18 protein-coding genes and 1 riboswitch are annotated in these 16,733 nt (G+C 69.5%); of the genes, 11 read left to right on the forward strand and 7 right to left on the reverse strand.

Going from position 1 to position 16,733, the window contains the following annotated elements:
- Positions 1–278: 278 nt before the first annotated feature.
- The gene (locus BKK81_RS03555) at positions 279–800 is read left to right on the forward strand and encodes a GNAT family N-acetyltransferase (RefSeq protein WP_071010792.1); all 522 of its coding nucleotides are present in this window, start codon (positions 279–281) and stop codon (positions 798–800) included.
- Positions 801–833: 33 nt separating this feature from the next.
- Here the strand turns inward: BKK81_RS03555 and BKK81_RS36260 are convergent, their stop codons facing one another.
- The gene (locus BKK81_RS36260; protein ID WP_071010793.1) at positions 834–1,280 is read right to left on the reverse strand and encodes a helix-turn-helix domain-containing protein; all 447 of its coding nucleotides are present in this window, start codon (positions 1,278–1,280) and stop codon (positions 834–836) included.
- A 130-nt stretch (positions 1,281–1,410) separates the two neighbouring features.
- Here BKK81_RS36260 and BKK81_RS03565 point away from each other — a divergent pair, with 130 nt between their 5' ends.
- Together BKK81_RS03565 and BKK81_RS03570 are read left to right on the forward strand one after the other, a co-directional pair.
- On the forward strand, positions 1,411–1,632 hold the full coding sequence (locus BKK81_RS03565; RefSeq protein WP_071010794.1) for an acetyl-CoA carboxylase biotin carboxyl carrier protein subunit: 222 nt from the start codon (positions 1,411–1,413) through the stop codon (positions 1,630–1,632).
- Between the two features lie 77 nt (positions 1,633–1,709).
- On the forward strand, positions 1,710–2,162 hold the full coding sequence (locus tag BKK81_RS03570; RefSeq protein WP_071016002.1) for a PaaI family thioesterase: 453 nt from the start codon (positions 1,710–1,712) through the stop codon (positions 2,160–2,162).
- 374 nt (positions 2,163–2,536) lie between these two features.
- On the opposite strand, the gene BKK81_RS03575 is transcribed toward BKK81_RS03570, so the two are convergent.
- The gene (locus BKK81_RS03575; RefSeq protein ID WP_071010795.1) at positions 2,537–2,977 is read right to left on the reverse strand and encodes a PGDYG domain-containing protein; all 441 of its coding nucleotides are present in this window, start codon (positions 2,975–2,977) and stop codon (positions 2,537–2,539) included.
- 28 nt (positions 2,978–3,005) lie between these two features.
- A complete protein-coding gene (gene thiD / locus BKK81_RS03580; RefSeq protein WP_071010796.1) occupies positions 3,006–3,851 on the reverse strand; it encodes a bifunctional hydroxymethylpyrimidine kinase/phosphomethylpyrimidine kinase in 846 nt (281 codons plus the stop codon).
- 99 nt (positions 3,852–3,950) lie between these two features.
- Positions 3,951–4,080, forward strand: a riboswitch (S-adenosyl-L-homocysteine riboswitch).
- Positions 4,081–4,185: 105 nt separating this feature from the next.
- Between thiD and ahcY the strand changes: the two genes are divergently transcribed.
- From ahcY to BKK81_RS03600, 4 genes are all read left to right on the forward strand, one after another.
- The gene (gene ahcY / locus BKK81_RS03585) at positions 4,186–5,619 is read left to right on the forward strand and encodes an adenosylhomocysteinase (RefSeq protein ID WP_071010797.1); all 1,434 of its coding nucleotides are present in this window, start codon (positions 4,186–4,188) and stop codon (positions 5,617–5,619) included.
- A gap of 203 nt (positions 5,620–5,822) precedes the next feature.
- On the forward strand, positions 5,823–6,176 hold the full coding sequence (locus BKK81_RS03590; protein WP_071010798.1) for a phage holin family protein: 354 nt from the start codon (positions 5,823–5,825) through the stop codon (positions 6,174–6,176).
- Positions 6,177–6,237: 61 nt separating this feature from the next.
- Positions 6,238–7,068: a methylenetetrahydrofolate reductase [NAD(P)H] gene (gene metF / locus BKK81_RS03595; protein ID WP_071010799.1), complete on the forward strand. Its 831-nt coding sequence runs from the start codon at positions 6,238–6,240 to the stop codon at positions 7,066–7,068.
- 34 nt (positions 7,069–7,102) lie between these two features.
- Complete coding sequence (locus BKK81_RS03600) at positions 7,103–7,462, forward strand: TfoX/Sxy family protein (RefSeq protein ID WP_071016004.1); 360 nt, start codon at positions 7,103–7,105, stop codon at positions 7,460–7,462.
- Positions 7,463–7,508: 46 nt separating this feature from the next.
- On the opposite strand, the gene BKK81_RS03605 is transcribed toward BKK81_RS03600, so the two are convergent.
- The 3 genes from BKK81_RS03605 to BKK81_RS03615 form a co-directional block, all read right to left on the reverse strand.
- Positions 7,509–8,216: a hypothetical protein gene (locus BKK81_RS03605; protein WP_083383919.1), complete on the reverse strand. Its 708-nt coding sequence runs from the start codon at positions 8,214–8,216 to the stop codon at positions 7,509–7,511.
- A 106-nt stretch (positions 8,217–8,322) separates the two neighbouring features.
- Positions 8,323–9,720, reverse strand: a complete 1,398-nt coding sequence (locus BKK81_RS03610) for an alkaline phosphatase (RefSeq protein WP_071010800.1) — start codon at positions 9,718–9,720, stop codon at positions 8,323–8,325.
- A 34-nt stretch (positions 9,721–9,754) separates the two neighbouring features.
- Complete coding sequence (locus BKK81_RS03615; protein WP_071010801.1) at positions 9,755–11,209, reverse strand: alkaline phosphatase; 1,455 nt, start codon at positions 11,207–11,209, stop codon at positions 9,755–9,757.
- A gap of 142 nt (positions 11,210–11,351) precedes the next feature.
- On the opposite strand from BKK81_RS03615, the gene BKK81_RS03620 reads away from it, so the two are divergent.
- Positions 11,352–12,131 (forward strand): Mut7-C RNAse domain-containing protein, encoded by a 780-nt coding sequence (locus tag BKK81_RS03620; protein ID WP_071010802.1) that lies wholly within the window; start codon positions 11,352–11,354, stop codon positions 12,129–12,131.
- On the opposite strand, the gene BKK81_RS03625 is transcribed toward BKK81_RS03620, so the two are convergent.
- Positions 12,128–12,730 carry a 5-formyltetrahydrofolate cyclo-ligase gene (locus tag BKK81_RS03625; protein ID WP_071010803.1) on the reverse strand — a complete coding sequence of 201 codons (603 nt, stop codon included), beginning with the start codon at positions 12,728–12,730 and terminating at the stop codon, positions 12,128–12,130. The two genes, BKK81_RS03620 and BKK81_RS03625, sit on opposite strands and share 4 nt — an antisense overlap.
- A gap of 98 nt (positions 12,731–12,828) precedes the next feature.
- Here BKK81_RS03625 and BKK81_RS03630 point away from each other — a divergent pair, with 98 nt between their 5' ends.
- From BKK81_RS03630 to BKK81_RS03640, 3 genes are all read left to right on the forward strand, one after another.
- Positions 12,829–14,769 (forward strand): lytic transglycosylase domain-containing protein, encoded by a 1,941-nt coding sequence (locus BKK81_RS03630; protein ID WP_071010804.1) that lies wholly within the window; start codon positions 12,829–12,831, stop codon positions 14,767–14,769.
- A gap of 78 nt (positions 14,770–14,847) precedes the next feature.
- Complete coding sequence (locus BKK81_RS03635) at positions 14,848–15,870, forward strand: complex I NDUFA9 subunit family protein (protein ID WP_071010805.1); 1,023 nt, start codon at positions 14,848–14,850, stop codon at positions 15,868–15,870.
- A gap of 169 nt (positions 15,871–16,039) precedes the next feature.
- Positions 16,040–16,726 (forward strand): glutathione S-transferase family protein, encoded by a 687-nt coding sequence (locus tag BKK81_RS03640; RefSeq protein ID WP_071010806.1) that lies wholly within the window; start codon positions 16,040–16,042, stop codon positions 16,724–16,726.
- The last annotated feature ends 7 nt before the right edge of the window (positions 16,727–16,733 follow it).

Consider the following 16,733-nt stretch of genomic DNA (forward strand, 5'->3'; position numbering starts at 1 on the left):
CCCGGCCCTCTCCCCGTGAGGGGAGAGGGGGAACACCTGTTGGTTCTGTCGAGCGGCGCGGGTGCGCGTGTTGGCTCTCCCGATCGGCTTGGGCGCATCCGGATGGCTTCGCCCGGCGCGACGAGATTCGCTTCGCGCCGGTTCGCTCCCCTCTCCCGCTTGCGGGAGAGGGGCCGGGGGTGAGGGCAGGCGCCGGCAGGCCGTGGCGGCCTGGCTCACGCCATCGGTTTCGACCCGGCCTCATCCTGGCCTCATCCCGGCCTCATCCCTGTCTTCCCATGCCCTACCAGGTCCGCCTCGCCGCCATCGACGACCTCGCCGCCTTGCCGTCCATCGAGCGTGCCGCCGCTGCGCTGTTTCCTGCCGATGACCTGCCGCCCGCGCTGCGCGCGCAGACCTTGCCCGCGCAGGACCTGTGCGATGCCCAGCGGCAGGGCCGCTTGTGGGTGGCGCAGGCCGGCGACGGCACGGTGGCCGGTTTCGCGCTGGCGAGCCGGTCCGGCGCGCAGGCCTTCCTCGACGAGATGGACGTCCATCCGGCGCACGCCCGCCGCGGCATCGGCCGCGCGCTGGTGGCGGCGGTGGTGCAGTGGGCGCGCGCGCAGGGGCTGGTGTCGCTTGGGCTGACCACGTTCTCGCACCTGCCCTGGAACGCGCCGTTCTATGCGAGGCTGGGCTTCGTCGCGCTGGCACCGGCGGCGCTGTGCCCGCACTTGTCGGCGGCGCTCGCGGGCGAGGCCGCACTCGGTCTGCGCCGGCGCGTGGCGATGCGGCTGCCGCTGGACGCGGTCGCGGACTGACGGGGCGGGCCGCGGCGCCGCGCGGCAGCCGCTTCAGGCGCGCTCGCCGCGCGCCAGGATCTGGTACAGGTGGGAGCGCGGGATGCCGAGTGCGTGGGCGGCCTGCTTCTTGTTGCCGCCATGCCGCGTGATGGCCTGCAGCACGGCTTCGTGGGCCAGCGCGCGCAGCGGCGCGTCGGCCTGCGGCGTGGGCGGGGCGTCCACGGGCGCCGGTGCGTCCAGGGCGGTGGCGTCTAGGGCGGTGGCGACCAGGGCGGTGGCGGGCAGGTCGGTGACGGGCGCCAGGCCGGCCGGCGGTGTTTCGGCCAGTACGGCGGCCAGGCTTCCCTCGCCGCGCGCGAAATCCGCCACGCGCAGCCGGTGGCCGTCGCAGAACACCAGCGCCTCCTCGATCTTCTGGCGCAGCTGGCGCAAGTTGCCGGGCCAGCGCCGCGTCGCCAGGTGGCGCGCCACGTCGGGCGCGATTTCCGGCACCGGCATCTGGTTGCGCTCGCATCAGGCACGCACGAAGTGCTGCAGCAGGGCGGGGATGTCCTCCAGCCGCTGGCCCAGCGCAGGCACGCGCAGCACGACGCCGCTCAGCCTCCCCAATTCCACCAAGAGAGGCCTGATGTCCCGAGTGTCCCAGTTCGAAGCCGCCGTCAGCGGCCATGTTTCCTCCATCGCCATCGCCGCAGGCGCTACCATTGCGGCCGGCGACGTCCTGATGGTCATCGAGTCCATGAAGATGGAAATCCCGCTCGAGGCCGAGTCCGGGGGCGTCGTCAAGGCCACCCTGGTGCAGCCCGGCGACGCCGTCGCCGAGGGCCAGCCGGTGGTGGAGATCGAGTAAGGCGCCAGGCGCGCTGCGACGCCGTCCCGCGCGGGACGGCGCGCCCGTGTCCCAGGCAAGCCAAGCCAGCCATGCAGATGAGTTCCTACACCCTCCCCGAGATCGTGCCGGCAGCGCCGGGCACCTCCGACAAGCCCTACTTCGGCATCGACGTTCCGCTGATGCGCTATTTCGGCCTGCAGCCGGTCCGCATGGAGGAGGGCCTGTGCCATACGCGCCTGCCGGCGCATCCAGCGCTGGTGAACAGCCGTGGCGACGTGCATGGCGGCACGCTGATGGCCACGCTCGACTTCACGCTCAGCGGTGCCGCGCGCTCCCACGCGCCGCTGGAGACCGGTGTCATCACCATCGACATGTCCACCCATTTCCTTGCGGCGGCGCGTGGTGAGCTGACGCTGGAGGCACGCTGCATCCGCCGCGGCGCGCGCATCGCTTTCTGTGAGGGCGAGGTGAAGGACGCCGCCGGCAATGTGGTGTGCGTGGCGCGGGCAGCGTTCAAGCTGGTGCCGCTGTCCAGCGGCGGGGATTGAACGGGGGCAGGCTTGGTTCTCGTGCCCGCGTGCTCGATCACACCGTTGGTTCCGGTGTTGGGCTCGTGTGCTGGATCACACCGAGGGCTTCGCTGGATGTGGCGCCTTGCTAGACCACCCCTCACCCCCGCTTCCCCCCATGCGGGGAGAGGGAGCCAAGACCGTGTGCTTGGCGATTGGTGTTGGCGCATCTCGTCGGCTTCGTCCAGCGCGATGGCATTCGCGCCGCGCCGGTTGGCCCCCCTCTCCCACTTGCGGGAGAGGGGCCGGGGGTGGGGGCTGGCGCCGGCCACCCGTGGCGGGTCGCATAGCCAGCACAGGCCTCGCCGATCCTGTCTGCGGGCGAGGCCGGCAGATCCCTCTTCCCCGCCGCTTCAGCCGGCCTTGACGTACCGTCGGTACACCTGCTCGAAACGCACCCGCTCCGTGATGCCGTAGTCTCCCGGCGCGTACTGCATCAGCCAGTCGCCGGCCTTGCCCGTCAGCACGTCGCCGCCGGCGCTGCGCGCGATGGCGAAGGGGGCGTTCATGGCCTTGGCCAGCACCGGGATCGGTTGGTTGCGGTAGGCGCCGTCCTCGCCGTGCGCCAGCGGCGGCACGGCCTCATAGCGGGCGTCGAAGCGTTCGCGCGAGACGCACCAGCGGTCGCCGCCGGCACTGGCGACGATGGCGTCGCCCGGGCGGTAGCGGTTGGGGCCTTCGCGGCTGATCAGTTCTCCGGGCGCGGTGGCGAAGGCCACCGTCACCACTTCGTGCTTGACGTAGTGCGCGGCCTCGGGGTCATGGCGCAGGTCGATGTCGGTCAGGGTCTGCATGCGATGTTCCGTGCAAAAAAGATAGGGCTCAGCCGAGCGTGCGCGGGGCGAAGCCGTGGTTGAGCGGGCCGTTGCCGGCGCCGAGCCGCAGCCCGGCGCCGGCGGCGATGGCCTGGGCGACGAAGTCCAGGCCGCCGGCCACGGCGTCTTCCAGTACCTGGCCGCGCGCGAGCTGCGCCGTCACCGCGGCAGCCAGCGTGCAGCCGGTGCCGTGCAGGTTGCGGGTGGCGATGCGCGGGTGGGTGAAGACGCGCACACGGCCGTCGGCATGCATCAGCAGGTCGTCCAGTCCTTGGTTCTCGGCGCCGTCCTCGAGGTGACCGCCCTTGAGCAGCACGGCGCGGCAGCCCATCGCCAGCAGTTCGCGCGCGGCGGCTTCCATCTCGGCGCGATGCGCGATGCGCCGGCCCAGCAGGTGGGAGGCTTCGGGCAGGTTCGGGGTGACCAGCATGGCGCGCGGGAACAGCTCGCGCACCATGGCCTCGGCGGTGGCGTCGTCGGACAGCGTGGCGCCCGAGGTGGCGATCATCACCGGGTCCACCACCAGCTTGCCGATACCGTGCCGGTCCACCGCCGCGGCCACGGCCTCCACGATGCCCGCGCTGCCCAGCATGCCTGTCTTGGCCGCATCGACGCCGATATCTCCAGCCACCGCATCGATCTGCGCGGCCACCATGGCCGGCGGGATGGCATGCACGCCGCTTACGCCGAGCGTGTTCTGCGCGGTGATCGCGGTGATCGCGCTCATGCCGTAGCAGCCGAGCGCGGCGAAGGTCTTGAGGTCGGCCTGGATGCCGGCGCCGCCGCCGGAGTCGGAGCCGGCGATGGTCAGGGCGCGGGGTGGCGAGAGGGGGCGAGGTGGCGTCGGATTCATGTCGGGCGTGCGTGCGGCGGCAGGCAAGGGCTGGCGGATGCCAGCAAAGAAATCGGATCCCGGCGGTGCGCACGGCCGCCGGGCACGCTACAATAGCGCCACTCCGAGGAGCGTTGCAACGGATCCGCCTCCTTTCCCCGGTGCCGGCCTGATACTTCCCTTTCAGGCCCGCCGCCAGGATTGGGCGCTTCCGCCAGGCTCGGACTGTCTTCAACGGCGCTCGCTGATCCGTGGTCTGCACGGAGGCGAGTCGACCCATGCGCACGCGCTGCATTCCGCGCCGTGCCGCCTTTCCCGCACTCGTCACCGTCGCCACTCTTCACCGGAGTGATACATGAACGCTGTGACCGAACTCAAGCAAGATTACGTGGTGGCCGACCTTGGCCTGGCCGGCTGGGGCCGCAAGGAAATCGCCATCGCCGAGACCGAAATGCCGGGCCTGATGGCCATCCGCGATGAATTCGCCGCCAGCCAGCCGCTCAAGGGCGCGCGCATCGCCGGTTCGCTGCACATGACCATCCAGACCGCGGTGCTGATCGAGACGCTGAAGGCACTCGGCGCCGATGTGCGCTGGGCTTCCTGCAACATCTTCTCGACCCAGGACCACGCCGCCGCCGCGATCGCCGCGGGCGGCACGCCGGTGTTCGCCTTCAAGGGCGAGTCGCTGAAAGAGTACTGGGACTTCACCCACCGCATCTTCGACTGGGCCGACGGCGGCACCCCGAACATGATCCTGGACGACGGCGGCGATGCCACGCTGCTGCTGCACCTGGGCGCGCGCGCCGAGCAGGACGCTTCGCTGATCGCCAAGCCGGGCAGCGAGGAAGAGACCTTCCTGTTCGCCGCGATCAAGGAAAAGCTGGCCCAGGACCCGTCGTGGTACAGCCGCAACCTGGCCGCCATCCGCGGCGTGACCGAGGAAACCACCACCGGTGTGCACCGCCTGTACCAGATGGCGCAGAAGGGTGAACTGCGCTTCCCGGCCATCAACGTCAACGACTCGGTGACCAAGAGCAAGTTCGACAACCTGTATGGCTGCCGCGAATCGCTGGTGGACGGCATCAAGCGCGCCACCGACGTGATGATCGCCGGCAAGGTCGCGGTGGTGGCCGGCTACGGCGACGTGGGCAAGGGCAGCGCACAGGCGCTGCGCGCGCTCTCGGCCCAGGTCTGGGTGACCGAGATCGACCCGATCTGCGCGCTGCAGGCGGCGATGGAAGGCTATCGCGTGGTGACCATGGACTACGCGGCCGAGCATGGCGATATCTTCGTCACCTGCACCGGCAACTACCACGTGATCACGCATGAGCACATGGCCAAGATGAAGGACCAGGCCATCGTCTGCAATATCGGCCACTTCGACAACGAGATCGACATCGCCTCGATCGAGAAGTACCAGTGGGACGAGATCAAGCCCCAGGTCGACCACGTGGTGTTCCCCGCGGTCGGTGACAAGCCGAGCAAGAAGCTGATCATCCTGGCCAAGGGCCGCCTGGTGAACCTGGGCTGCGCCACCGGCCACCCGTCCTACGTGATGAGCAGCTCCTTCGCCAACCAGACCATCGCCCAGATCGAACTGTGGCTGGAGCGCGACAGCGGCAAGTACCCGGTCGGTGTCTACACGCTGCCCAAGCACCTGGACGAGAAGGTGGCGCGCCTGCAGCTGAAGAAGCTGAACGCGCAGCTGACCGAGCTGACCGAGCAGCAGGCGGCCTACATCGGCGTCAAGAAGGAAGGCCCGTACAAGGCCGACCACTACCGCTACTGATCGACTGATCCGCCACGGATCCGCCATGGATCCGTGCCAGCCGCACGCCCCGCTGCCGCGCCTGCGGCAGCGGGCGGGGGAGCGGGCAGGTGCTGCCGCGCGGCGGATGCGTCCGCCCTGCAGCGCCCGCCGTCTCCCCGATGCCCTCTCCGCTGCCGCGCCCGGCCGCGGAGGGACTGGGAAACCCGAATCAAGGAGCCGCCATGAGATTGCTTGTCGTCTGGGTCATCAACGCCGTCGCGCTGTTCGTCCTGCCCTACCTGGTGCCGTCGATCTATATCCGCAGCTTCGGCTCGGCGATGCTGGCGGCGCTGGTGCTGGGCCTGGTCAATGCGCTGATCCGGCCGGTGCTGGTGATCCTGACGCTGCCGGTCACGCTGCTGACGCTGGGACTGTTCATCTTCGTCATCAACGCGCTGCTGTTCCTGTTCGTCGGCCGGCTGCTGTCGGGCTTCGTGGTCGAGGGCTTCGGCTCGGCGCTGCTCGGCTCGATCCTCTACAGCGTGATCTCCTGGCTGCTCGCCAGCCTGCTGCTGGGCGAACGCCGCGGCTACTGAAGCCACGCGCCCCGGTCCGGAACCTATCCGCGCGCCGCGCCAAAGGCGGCGCGCCACCATCATGCAAGACCGCTACTACAGCTTCGAATTCTTCCCGCCCAAGACGGCGGAAGGGCTGGAGAAACTGCGCAATACGCGCGCGCAGCTCGCGCCGCTCCAGCCCAAGTACATCTCCGTGACCTTCGGTGCCGGCGGCACCACGCAGCAGGGCACGCTCGATACCGTGCTGGAGATCCAGCGCGAGGGCACCGAGGCCGCGCCCCACCTGTCGTGCGTGGGCTCGTCGCGCGAGAGCATCCGCGCCATCCTGGAGGCCTACCGTGCCGGCGGCATCCGCCATATCGTCGCCCTGCGCGGCGACATGCCCTCGGGCATGGGCGAGATCGGCGAATTCCGCTATGCCAACGAGCTGGTGGAGTTCATCCGCGCCGAGACCGGCGACTGGTTCCACATCGAGGTGGCGGCCTACCCGGAATATCATCCGCAGGCGAAGTCGCCGCGCCACGACCTGGACAACTTCGTGCGCAAGGTCAAGGCTGGCGCCGATTCGGCCATCACCCAGTACTTCTACAACGCGGACGCCTATTTCCGCTTCGTCGACGACGCGCGTGCGCAGGGCGTGGAGGTGCCGATCGTGCCGGGCATCATGCCGATCACCAACTACTCGCAGCTGATGCGCTTCTCGGAGATGTGCGGTGCCGAAGTGCCGCGCTGGGTGGCCAAGCGCCTCGAGAGCTTCGGCGACGACCGCGAGTCGATCCGTGCCTTCGGCCTCGACGTGGTCACCGCGCTGTGCGAGCGCCTGCTCGCCGCCGGCGTGCCGGGCCTGCACTTCTACACCCTCAACGCGGCCGGCGCCACCAAGGCGATCTGGCAGCGCCTGAAGCTCTGAACGCGAAGCCGCCGCCATGGCCGCCGGCAAGGGCATGCGCCGACCGGACCCGTTCGTCGAGCACCTGCTCGACCTGATGGCGCCGCTGGCGGCGCGCGTCGGCCCGCTCAGCGCGCGCCGCATGTTCGGCGGGCACGGGCTGTTCTACGATGGCCTGATGTTCGCGCTGGTGGCCGGCGGGCGTTGCTACCTGAAGGCCGACGACGAGACCGCGCCGCGCTTCGCCGCGGCCGGCAGCGAACCCTTCCGCTACCAGACCGCCGCGCGCGAGGTCGCGCTGCGCCACTACCTGAGCCTGCCGCCGGCCTGCCTCGATTCGGCCGCCGAGATGACGCCGTGGGCGCGCATGGCGGTGGAGGCGGCGCTGCGCATGGAGAATGCCAAACGGCGCTGAGCGGCGCTGAGCGGCGCCCGGCGGGATTCGGCCCGCGTGCTCCGGCTCAGTCCAGCAGGTCGGCGTACTCGCCCTGCGCGTAGCCCTGGGCCTTGTTCCACGGCACGGTCCTGGGCAGTGCCAGCGCGCTCACGCGCGTGACCTTCTTCTGCGTGCCGCTGGCATTGCGCGTCTGCACCAGGCGCGGGTACTGGCCGGCCACGTCCCACTGCACCGTCACCTGTTCGTCGCCGCGCCGGGCGCGGTATTCCTGCACGCCGTCGCGCACCGGACCGCTGGCCTTCATGGTCTTCAGCGCGGCCGGATCGAGCAGGTGGCTGGCGGTGGCCCAGGAGCCGTCGAAGCCGATATTGCCGTATTCGGCGCTGCCCACGGCCAAGGTCTTGCGCTGGTGGTCGTTGACCAGGCGCACCAGCAGCTTGCCGTCCGGCTTGCGCTCGATCCAGCGCGCCGCGGCGGACACGTCCATATGCTTGTGGCCCTTGTCGCCCTTGGCATGCTCGGCCTCGTCGTGCGCGCCGTGCGGCAGCTCGCGCTCGATCCACACCGTGTCGGCGGTGCGGTAGACGCGCTCGCTGAAGGAGACGTCGCGCTGTACGCCGTCGCTGCCCAGCGAGGACAGTTCGTGCTGCACGCGCAGCGCGAGCGGCTTGGATTGGTCGGCGGGCGCCGCCACGGCGCCGGCGGCGGCCAGCGCCAGCGTCGCGTGCGGGGCCAGGCGGGCCAGGGAGCGGATCGCTTGCTTCATCATCATCAATTCCGTGCAACTGGGGTGAGGCAGTGAAAAGGCGCGCGCCGGCTGGGCCGGCGCGCGCAAGCCCGGCCGGGCACGAGCCGCCCGGCCGGCATCGAGGACGGGATCAGAGGCCCAGGGCTGACTTGACCACGCCGAACACCTTGGTGTTGTCCAGCGTGCCCTTCAGCGGGGCGCTGCCCGGGCCGGAGGAGAACAGCATCACGTCGCCGCCGCCGTGCGTTTCCGAGCCGGGCGAGCCCATGTTCACGCCGACTTCCTGCAGGTAGTCGTTGGCGGTGGTGTCCACCAGCGCGGGATTGTCTCGCGTGGGCTTGCGCGGCGTGCCGCCGTTGCCGAATACCAGGGTGGTGTAGGGCATACCGTCCGCTGCCAGCGCGGTCTGCTTGGTCTTGATGTCGGTGACCGTGCCCAGGATCGGGTTGCCGCGGTGCGAGTAGCCGTTGATGGTCATGGTGTGGTCGTGGTCGGCGGTGACCACGACCAGCGTGTTCGACAGGTCCACCATGGACAGCGCGCGCTTGATGGCGTCGTCGAAGGCGATGGTGTCTTCCAGCGCGCGCTTGGCATTGGTGCCGTGCAGCGCGTGGTCGATGCGGCCGCCCTCGACCATCAGGAAGTAGCCGTTGCCGTTCTTCGACAGCGTCTCGATCGCCTTGGCGGTCATGTCGGCCAGGCTGGGCTGGGTCGCGCCTTCGCCCTTGCCGGCCACGCGGTCGATCTCGTACTCGAGGTGGCTGTTCGAGCTGAACAGGCCGACCAGCTTGCCGCCGCTGGCCTGCATCATCTCGTTGCGGGTCGACAGCACGGTGTAACCCTTGGCCTGCAGTTCGGTCAGCAGGTTGCGCCCGTCGGCGCGGCCGCGCTTGTTGGTGGTGGCGTCGTACGGCGTCCAGTGGTTGCGGCCGCCGCCCATCAGCACGTCGACGCCGTCGAGCAGCGCCGCGTTGAAGCCGGCGCCGCCCGGCACCGCCTGTGCGGCGATGTCATATTGCGCGTCGCGGTGGCAGATGTGCGAGTAGGTCGCCGCCGGGGTGGCATGCGTCAGCTCGGTGGTGGTGATGGCGCCGACCGCCTTGCCGCGCGCCTTGGCCAGTTCCAGCAGCGTGGGCACCGACTTGCCGTTGGAGGGCAGGCAGTTGTTGATGGTCTTGTTGTTGTTGGCATCAAGGCCGGGTGCCACCGCCTTGGTATCGGACGACATCGACAGCACTTCGTTGTTCATCTTGACGCCGGTCATGTAGGCCGCCATCGAGGGCGCGCTGTCGGTGGTCTGCGCGTCGTTCGAGAACGTCTTGATGCGCGCGGTGCGCTTGAGCGACTCCATGTTGAGCCTGCCGGTCTCGCCGTACTTGTAGATGCGCGAGGCGGTGACGGTGGTCGGGCCCATGCCGTCGCCCAGGAAGAAGATGACGTTCTTGGCCTCGCCGGCCGCTTGCGCGGGCAGGCTCAGGCAGGCGCCGGCGGCAGCCGCCAGCAGGCTGGTACGGATCGTGGTGTTCATGGTGTTATTCCGTGTGCAATGGTGGCGGGTTGGCTTAGAGTCCGATCGTTTTCTTGATCAGGCCGAACACATCGGTGTTGTCCATCACACCGGAGAAGCTGGCCGCGCCATTGCCCATGGCGCCGATGAAGACATCGGTGCCGCCGTGGGTCTCGCCGCCCGTCGCCATCGGGATCACGGCCTCCTGGTGGTAGGCCTTGTCGAACACAGCGGCGTCGGTCAGCGCGGTGCGCGTCGCCGGGCGGTTCTCGCCGTTGCCGAAGCCGATGATGGAGAAGGGATTGCCGCTGCTGTCGGGGTTCGCGATGCCGGTGACGTAGTTCTTCACCAGGCCGAGCACGCCCGGGTTGCTGTCGGTGGTCGGGCCGGTGCGCTTGGCGTAGCCGTTCAGGACCAGGGTGTGGTCATGGTCGGCGGTGACCACGATCAGGGTGTTCTTCAGGCCCGGGTCGATCACGTTGAGCTTGTCGATGGCCGCCTTGATCGCGTTGTCGAAGGCGACGGTGTCCTGCAGCGCCTTGCGCGCGGTGGTCTCGTGCAGCGCATGGTCGATGCGGCCGCCTTCCACCATCAGGAAGAAGCCCTTCTTCTTGGCGGCCAGCACGTCGATGGCCTTGCCGGTCATCTCGGCCAGGCTCGGCTCGGCAGCCGGGTCGCGGTCCAGGTCGTAAGCCATGTGGCTCGAGTTGAACAGGCCCACCACCTTGGCGGCGCTGCTGCCGATCTTGTCGAAGTCCGACTTGTTGGCCGCATAGGTGTAGCCGGCGGCCTTGAACTCGGCGACGAGGTCACGATTGTCGGTGCGGGCACCACCCGCGGCCTTGTTCTGGAAGTGCTTGCGGCCGCCGCCGAAGACTACGTCGACGCCGTCGCCCAGCGCGCCGTTGAAGCCCGCGCCCTTCGGCACCAGCTGGGCGGCGATGGTGTTCTCGCCGTCGCGGTGGCAGATGTGGGCGTAGGTGGCCGCCGGCGTAGCGTGCGTGATACGGGTGGTGGTGACCACGCCGGTGCCGTAGCCGGCTGCCTTCATTTGTTCAAGAAGAGTCGGTACGCTCTTGCCGTTGCCGCTCGACGGGCAGGTGCTGTCGGCGCCGGACAGGTAGTCCTTGCCGTTGGCGTCGAAGGCGCTCGTCTCCGGCGTCATCGAGATGACTTCGTTGTTCATCTTGACGCCGGTCATGTAGGCCGCCATCGACGGCGCGCTGTCGGTGACCTGGGCGTTGTTGGAGTAGGTCCGCACGAAGCCGCTCTCGGGCAGCGTGTCCATGGTCAGGTCACCGTCCTCGCCCACCTTGTAGATGCGCGCGGCGGTCATGGTGGTCATGCCCATGCCGTCGCCGAGGAAGAAGACGACGTTCTTGGTCGGTGGCGTGCTGGCCTGGGGCTTCTCGGTCGACCCCTGCGTGGTCGGGTTGTTGTTGTCGTCGCCGCCGCACGATGCGAGCGCGACCGACATCACTGCCGCCGCGATGACGGAAATCCTTCTCATGGTTGTGTTCTCCCTGTTTGAGACAGACCGGGAGGGTGCCGGAGAAATATGGCAGCGTCGTGAACGGATGTCTGGTCGATGCAGACATTGTGTTGCGGCGGTGCCATACTGCGCGAACGGCCGTGACGAGACGGAAAGCACGATGGCGTACGCCACCTTCCGCTTCTACGAAGAACTGAACGACTTCCTGCCGCCGGACCAGCGCGGCCGGGAGATCGGCTGCGCCTGCGCGCGCGCCGCCACCGTCAAGCACATGATCGAGGCGCTGGGCGTGCCCCATACCGAGGTCGAGCTGGTGCTGGTGAACGGTGTGTCGTCCGACTTTTCGCGCCGGCTGGCCGACGGCGACCGCGTGTCGGTCTATCCGACCTTCGAACGCCTCGATATCACGCCGCTGCTGCGCGTGCGTGAGCGCCCGCTGCGGGTGCTGCGCTTCGTCGCCGATGCCCACCTCGGCGGGCTGGCCCACCTGCTGCGCATGACCGGCTTCGACACGCTGTACGACAACCACTTCGAGGACCGCGAGATCGCCCGCCTGGCCGCCAGCGAGAACCGCGTGGTGCTGACGCGCGACCGCGAACTGCTCAAGCGCCGCGGCATCGACCATGGCTGCTACGTGCGCACACTCAAGCCGGCACAGCAGGTGCGCGAGATCTTCGCGCGGCTCGACCTCGCGCGCAGCGCGCGCCCCTTCGCGCTATGCCTGGACTGCAACGTGCCGCTGGCGCCGCTGCCGCGCGCCGAGGCGGACGGGCGCGTGCCGTCGGCGGTGCTGGCGCGCCATGAGCGCTTCGTGACCTGTCCGCATTGCCGGCGCGTCTTCTGGGAGGGCTCGCACTGGCGCCACATGCGGGCGCTGGTCGACGAACTGCTGGCGGGCGCGGGCGACGGCGAGGCCGCCTTGAACGTCCCGAACGCCTAGAACGCCCCGCTCTCGCTGACGATCCAGTCCATCGGCAGGTCGTGCGCCTGTGGTGGCAGCACCACGCGGCAGGCATCGAAGCCGATGCCGATGGCGAGCGGCCGTGGCGCGGCCGCCGCCAGCGTGCGGTCGTAGAAGCCGCCGCCATAGCCGAGGCGGAACTTTCCGTCGCTGAAGCCGACACACGGTATCAGCAGCGCGTCGGGCGTCGCCGGCGCGCTGCCGTCGGGCACGGGGATGCCGTAGCGCCCGCTGCGCATCGGCGTGGCGGGTTCCCACAGGTGGAAGTCGAGCGGCGCGCCCGGCGCGCTGACCACCGGCAGCGCGGCCTCGCGGCCGGGAGCCTCCGCCAGCCAGCGCGCCAGCAGCGCGCGCGCGTCGAACTCGTGCTGGATGGGCCAGTAGAAGCCGAGGCAGCGCACCGGCAGGCGCGCCAGCAGGGCCGCCAGGGCGGCCTCGATGCGCGCATCGGCTTGCGCACGCTGCGGCAGGGTCTCGCGCAGCGCCAGCAGGCGGCGGCGCAGGGCGGCGCGGTCGGTGCCGGAGGGTGCGGAGGATTCGGCCGGCGCGGCGGAAATCGCGTCGTGTTGCGCGGGCATGGCGTGGGATAATGTCTGCAATCTACCGAACATGGGCGCGACGGCCGCAAGTGCTATGTGCCGTCGCGCCGTCAACCACATCAACAAGGATGTCAAGAATGCTCAAGGGAGTATATCTGCAGCGTGCCGGACGGGTCGCCTGCGTGGCGCTGTCTTGCATGCTGCTTGCCGGCTCGGCATTCGCCCAGAAGCGGCCGCAGCCCCAGGCGGCGGTCATCCCCGGCAATCCGGACGATGCCTTCACCGCGCTGCGCGAGGCCGCGCGCAAGAATGACGCCGACCGCGCCAATGCCTTGTCGGCCACCCTGGTCGACTACCCCATTCCCTCCTACGTCGAGTATTTCCGCATCAAGCCGCAGCTGTTCGATGCCAGCGGCCTGGCGCGCGTGGACGCGCCCGACGACCAGGTGCGGGCCTTTCTGCAGCGCTACCAGGGCGATGCCATCGCCGACCGCATGCGCAACGACTGGCTGCTGGTGCTGGGCAAGCGCCACGACTGGAACGGTTTCGATGCCGAGTACCCGAAGTTCGTGCTGAAGGACGACACCCAGGTCGAGTGCTACGCGCTGCTCTCGCGCGTGCTCAAGGGCCAGGACGTGTCGGCCCAGGCACGCAGCACGCTGACCGACCCGCGCTACTACGGCGAGGGTTGCGTCGACCTGATCGGCACCCTGGCCCAGGGCCGGCAGATGTCGGCCGCGGACGTGGCCTACCAGGCGCGCCTGGCGCTCGAGCAGAACTACGTGACCCTGGCCGGCAAGATCGCCGCCACGCTGCCCGCGCCGGGTGCCGATGGCGATACGCTGGCCATGGTGGTCAAGATGGCGCGCAACGATCCGCGCCAGGCGGCGGCCTATCTCGCCGCCAGCGGCGCGGGACTGTCGCCCGAGCAGCTGGGCGCGGCCTGGGGCGTGGTCGGCCAGTTCGCCGCCAAGAAGCTGATGCCCGAGGCGGTCGACTACTACCGCCGCCAGCTGTCGCTGGGCGGCAACCAGTGGCTGTCGGACGATACCCAGGAATGGCGCGTGCGCGCTGCGCTGCGCCAGGGCGACTGGAGCATGGTGCGCCAGGCGATCGAGCAGATGCGCCCCGAACTGCGCGCCAAGGACCCGGCCTGGACCTATTGGTACGGCCGCGCGCTGAAGGCGGCCGGGCGCAACGATGAAGCGCAGCAGCAGTTCCAGTCGATCGCCGGGCAATTCAACTTCTACGGCCAGCTGGCCAACGAGGAACTGGGCAACCGCACCGTGGTGCCGCCCCGTGCCACCGTCAGCGACGCCGACGTCGACAGCATGCGGGCCCGGCCCGGCTTCCTGCGCGCGCAGAAGTTCTACGACCTGAACCTGCGCTTCGAAGGCAACCGCGAATGGAACTGGGAGCTGCGCGGCATGACCGACCGCCAGCTGCTGGCCGCCGCCGAGTACGCGCGCCGCATCGAGCTGCTCGACCGTGCCGTCAATACCGCCGACCGCACCCAGGCGGAGCATGACTTCTCGCTGCGTTTCCTGATGCCTTACCGCGACCTGATGCAGCGCGCCACCGATGACGTCGGCCTGGACCTGGCCTGGGCCTATGGCCTGATCCGGCAGGAGTCCCGCTTCATCATGAACGCACGCTCGTCGGCCGGTGCCCACGGCCTGATGCAGGTGATGCCGGCCACGGCGCGCTACGTCGCGCGCAAGATCGGCATGGCGGACTTCTCGCCGTCGATGATGGGCGACCCCAACATCAACATCGTGCTCGGCACCAACTACCTGAACATGGTCTTCACCGACCTGGACAGCTCGTACACGCTGGCCTCGGCCGGCTACAACGCCGGTCCGGGACGGCCCAAGAACTGGCGCTCCAGCCTGCCGCGGGCGGTGGAGGGCGCGATCTTCGCCGAAACCATCCCGTTCAGCGAGACCCGGGGCTATGTCAAGAATGTGCTTTCGAATGCGACGTACTATGCTGCATTGATGAGCGGTCGGCCTCAGTCGCTCAAGGCCAGGCTGGGCACGATCGCGCCGTCGACGGTCACCGCCACCAACCTGCCCTGAGCGGCCGGCGGGCGGCGTGGACCGGCGGGGCGGGGCGACGGCGCCCCCCCGGTTTCTGCGTCATGGAGGGAGCCTGCCATGCAGACCAGCGCTGTACTCGTCATCGGCGGGGCCGGATTCATCGGCACCCATCTCGTCTCGCGGCTGGCGGGTGTCGCCTGCGCCTCCAGCGCGCCGCTCGAGCCCGGCACACTGACTTCCCCGCCGATCGCGCCGGAACGTATCGTGGTCGCCACCCGCGACGTCGAACATGCCCAGCACCTGCTGCTGCTGCCGCGGGTCGAGGTGGTCGAGCTGGGGCTGGACGATGACGCCGCGCTCGACGCGGCGATCGGCGGGCTCGGTGTCGACGGCATCGTCATCAATCTCGCCGGCGTGCTGCATGGAGAGCGCGCCGATCCCTACGGCCCGGCCTTCGCCGCCGCCCACGTCCAGTTGCCCGAACGCATCCTGGCGTCGTGCGGGCGCACCGGCGTCCGCCGCCTGCTGCACACGAGCGCACTCGGCGCCGACAGCGCCGGCCCTTCGATGTACCTGCGCAGCAAGGGCGACGGCGAGCTGGCGGTGCGCGACAGCGATCTCGACTGGACCATCTTCCGGCCCTCGGTGGTGTTCGGCCCCGACGACCACTTCCTCAATATGTTCGCGCAGATGCAGGAAGTCGTGCCGCTGGTGCCGCTGGCCTGCGCGCAGGCCAGGTTCCAGCCCATCTACGTGCAGGACCTGGCCCAGGCCATGGTCAACGCCGTGGCGAGCAAGGCGACCATCCGCCGCATCTTCGAACTGGGCGGGCCGCAGGTCTACACACTGGAGGAACTGGTGCGTTTCGCCGGCCGCGCCTCGGGCCATCCGCGGCCCGTGCTGGCCCTGCCCGATGCCCTCGCGCGGGTGGAAGCCGCGATGCTCGAGCACATGCCGGGCCAGCCGCTGGTCACGCGCGACAACCTCGACTCGATGCGCCTGGACAATGTGCTGAGCGCACCGATGGCGGCGGAGCTGGGCATCCATCCCGCCAGCCTGGAATCGGTGATGACCGAAGTGCTGGCAGGGCGCACGCGCGATGCCGAACTGCAGGGATGGCGGGGCAGCGTGCACCGTTGAGGCGCGGGCCGGGCGCGGCGATGCGGCGCGGCGATGCGGCCGGCGATGTGACCGGCATTCACAGCCCTTGCCAATGCAATTCATTTGGCGCGGCCGGCGTGGCTGGCTAGAATGACAGGTCCACGCCACTTGGCGTCGGCCGTCTCCCCCGCCTGCAAGGAAATCCACGATGAAGCTCGTCATCGGCAACAAGAATTATTCGTCCTGGTCGCTGCGTCCCTGGCTGCTGCTGCGCCAGGCCGGCGTCGACTTCGAGGAGATTCCCGTCTCGCTGTTCGCGCCGGGCTCGGCCGAGCAGATCGCACGCTATTCGCCGGCCGCCAAGGTGCCGGTGCTGATCGACGGCAGCGTGGTGGTGTGGGACTCGCTGGCCATTTCTGAGTACGTGGCCGAGCGCCTGCCCGAGAAGCGGCTGTGGCCGGCCGATCCGGCCGAGCGCGCCCATGCGCGCGCCATCTGCGCCGAGATGCATGCCGGTTTCGCCAACCTGCGCAGCCAGCTGCCGATGAACGCCACCGCGGTGCTGCCCGGGCGCGGCTGGAACGTCGCCGTGCAGCGCGACGTGGAGCGCGTCGCGCGCATCTGGGGCGAGCTGCGCGAGCGCAATGCGGCGCGCGGCCCGTTCCTGTTCGGCGACTTCACCGTGGCCGACGCCTACTATGCGCCGGTGGTGAGCCGCTTCGCCACCTATGGCATCCACCTGCCAGACGCGGCCAAGGCCTACGCCGATTTCATCCTGGCGCTGCCGTCGATGCAGCAATGGATCGCCGGCGCGCGCGCGGAGCGCGAGTTCGTGGTGGCCGACGAGCCCTATCGTCTGGCGCCCGAGCGGGCCGACGCCATCATCATCGGCTGAGCGGCGC

Source organism: Cupriavidus sp. USMAHM13 (genome assembly GCF_001854285.1).
Classification (GTDB): domain Bacteria; phylum Pseudomonadota; class Gammaproteobacteria; order Burkholderiales; family Burkholderiaceae; genus Cupriavidus; species Cupriavidus malaysiensis.

What these genes read in the sequence shown, in the direction of transcription:
- BKK81_RS03555 (WP_071010792.1), top strand. Translation starts at nt 279, where the DNA reads ATGCCCTACCAGGTCCGCCTCGCCGCCATCGACGACCTCGCCGCCTTG.
- BKK81_RS36260 (WP_071010793.1), bottom strand. Translation starts at nt 1,280, where the DNA reads ATGCCGGTGCCGGAAATCGCGCCCGACGTGGCGCGCCACCTGGCGACG.
- BKK81_RS03565 (WP_071010794.1), top strand. Translation starts at nt 1,411, where the DNA reads ATGTCCCGAGTGTCCCAGTTCGAAGCCGCCGTCAGCGGCCATGTTTCC.
- BKK81_RS03570 (WP_071016002.1), top strand. Translation starts at nt 1,710, where the DNA reads ATGAGTTCCTACACCCTCCCCGAGATCGTGCCGGCAGCGCCGGGCACC.
- BKK81_RS03575 (WP_071010795.1), bottom strand. Translation starts at nt 2,977, where the DNA reads ATGCAGACCCTGACCGACATCGACCTGCGCCATGACCCCGAGGCCGCG.
- thiD (WP_071010796.1), bottom strand. Translation starts at nt 3,851, where the DNA reads ATGAATCCGACGCCACCTCGCCCCCTCTCGCCACCCCGCGCCCTGACC.
- ahcY (WP_071010797.1), top strand. Translation starts at nt 4,186, where the DNA reads ATGAACGCTGTGACCGAACTCAAGCAAGATTACGTGGTGGCCGACCTT.
- BKK81_RS03590 (WP_071010798.1), top strand. Translation starts at nt 5,823, where the DNA reads ATGAGATTGCTTGTCGTCTGGGTCATCAACGCCGTCGCGCTGTTCGTC.
- metF (WP_071010799.1), top strand. Translation starts at nt 6,238, where the DNA reads ATGCAAGACCGCTACTACAGCTTCGAATTCTTCCCGCCCAAGACGGCG.
- BKK81_RS03600 (WP_071016004.1), top strand. Translation starts at nt 7,103, where the DNA reads ATGCGCCGACCGGACCCGTTCGTCGAGCACCTGCTCGACCTGATGGCG.
- BKK81_RS03605 (WP_083383919.1), bottom strand. Translation starts at nt 8,216, where the DNA reads ATGATGATGAAGCAAGCGATCCGCTCCCTGGCCCGCCTGGCCCCGCAC.
- BKK81_RS03610 (WP_071010800.1), bottom strand. Translation starts at nt 9,720, where the DNA reads ATGAACACCACGATCCGTACCAGCCTGCTGGCGGCTGCCGCCGGCGCC.
- BKK81_RS03615 (WP_071010801.1), bottom strand. Translation starts at nt 11,209, where the DNA reads ATGAGAAGGATTTCCGTCATCGCGGCGGCAGTGATGTCGGTCGCGCTC.
- BKK81_RS03620 (WP_071010802.1), top strand. Translation starts at nt 11,352, where the DNA reads ATGGCGTACGCCACCTTCCGCTTCTACGAAGAACTGAACGACTTCCTG.
- BKK81_RS03625 (WP_071010803.1), bottom strand. Translation starts at nt 12,730, where the DNA reads ATGCCCGCGCAACACGACGCGATTTCCGCCGCGCCGGCCGAATCCTCC.
- BKK81_RS03630 (WP_071010804.1), top strand. Translation starts at nt 12,829, where the DNA reads ATGCTCAAGGGAGTATATCTGCAGCGTGCCGGACGGGTCGCCTGCGTG.
- BKK81_RS03635 (WP_071010805.1), top strand. Translation starts at nt 14,848, where the DNA reads ATGCAGACCAGCGCTGTACTCGTCATCGGCGGGGCCGGATTCATCGGC.
- BKK81_RS03640 (WP_071010806.1), top strand. Translation starts at nt 16,040, where the DNA reads ATGAAGCTCGTCATCGGCAACAAGAATTATTCGTCCTGGTCGCTGCGT.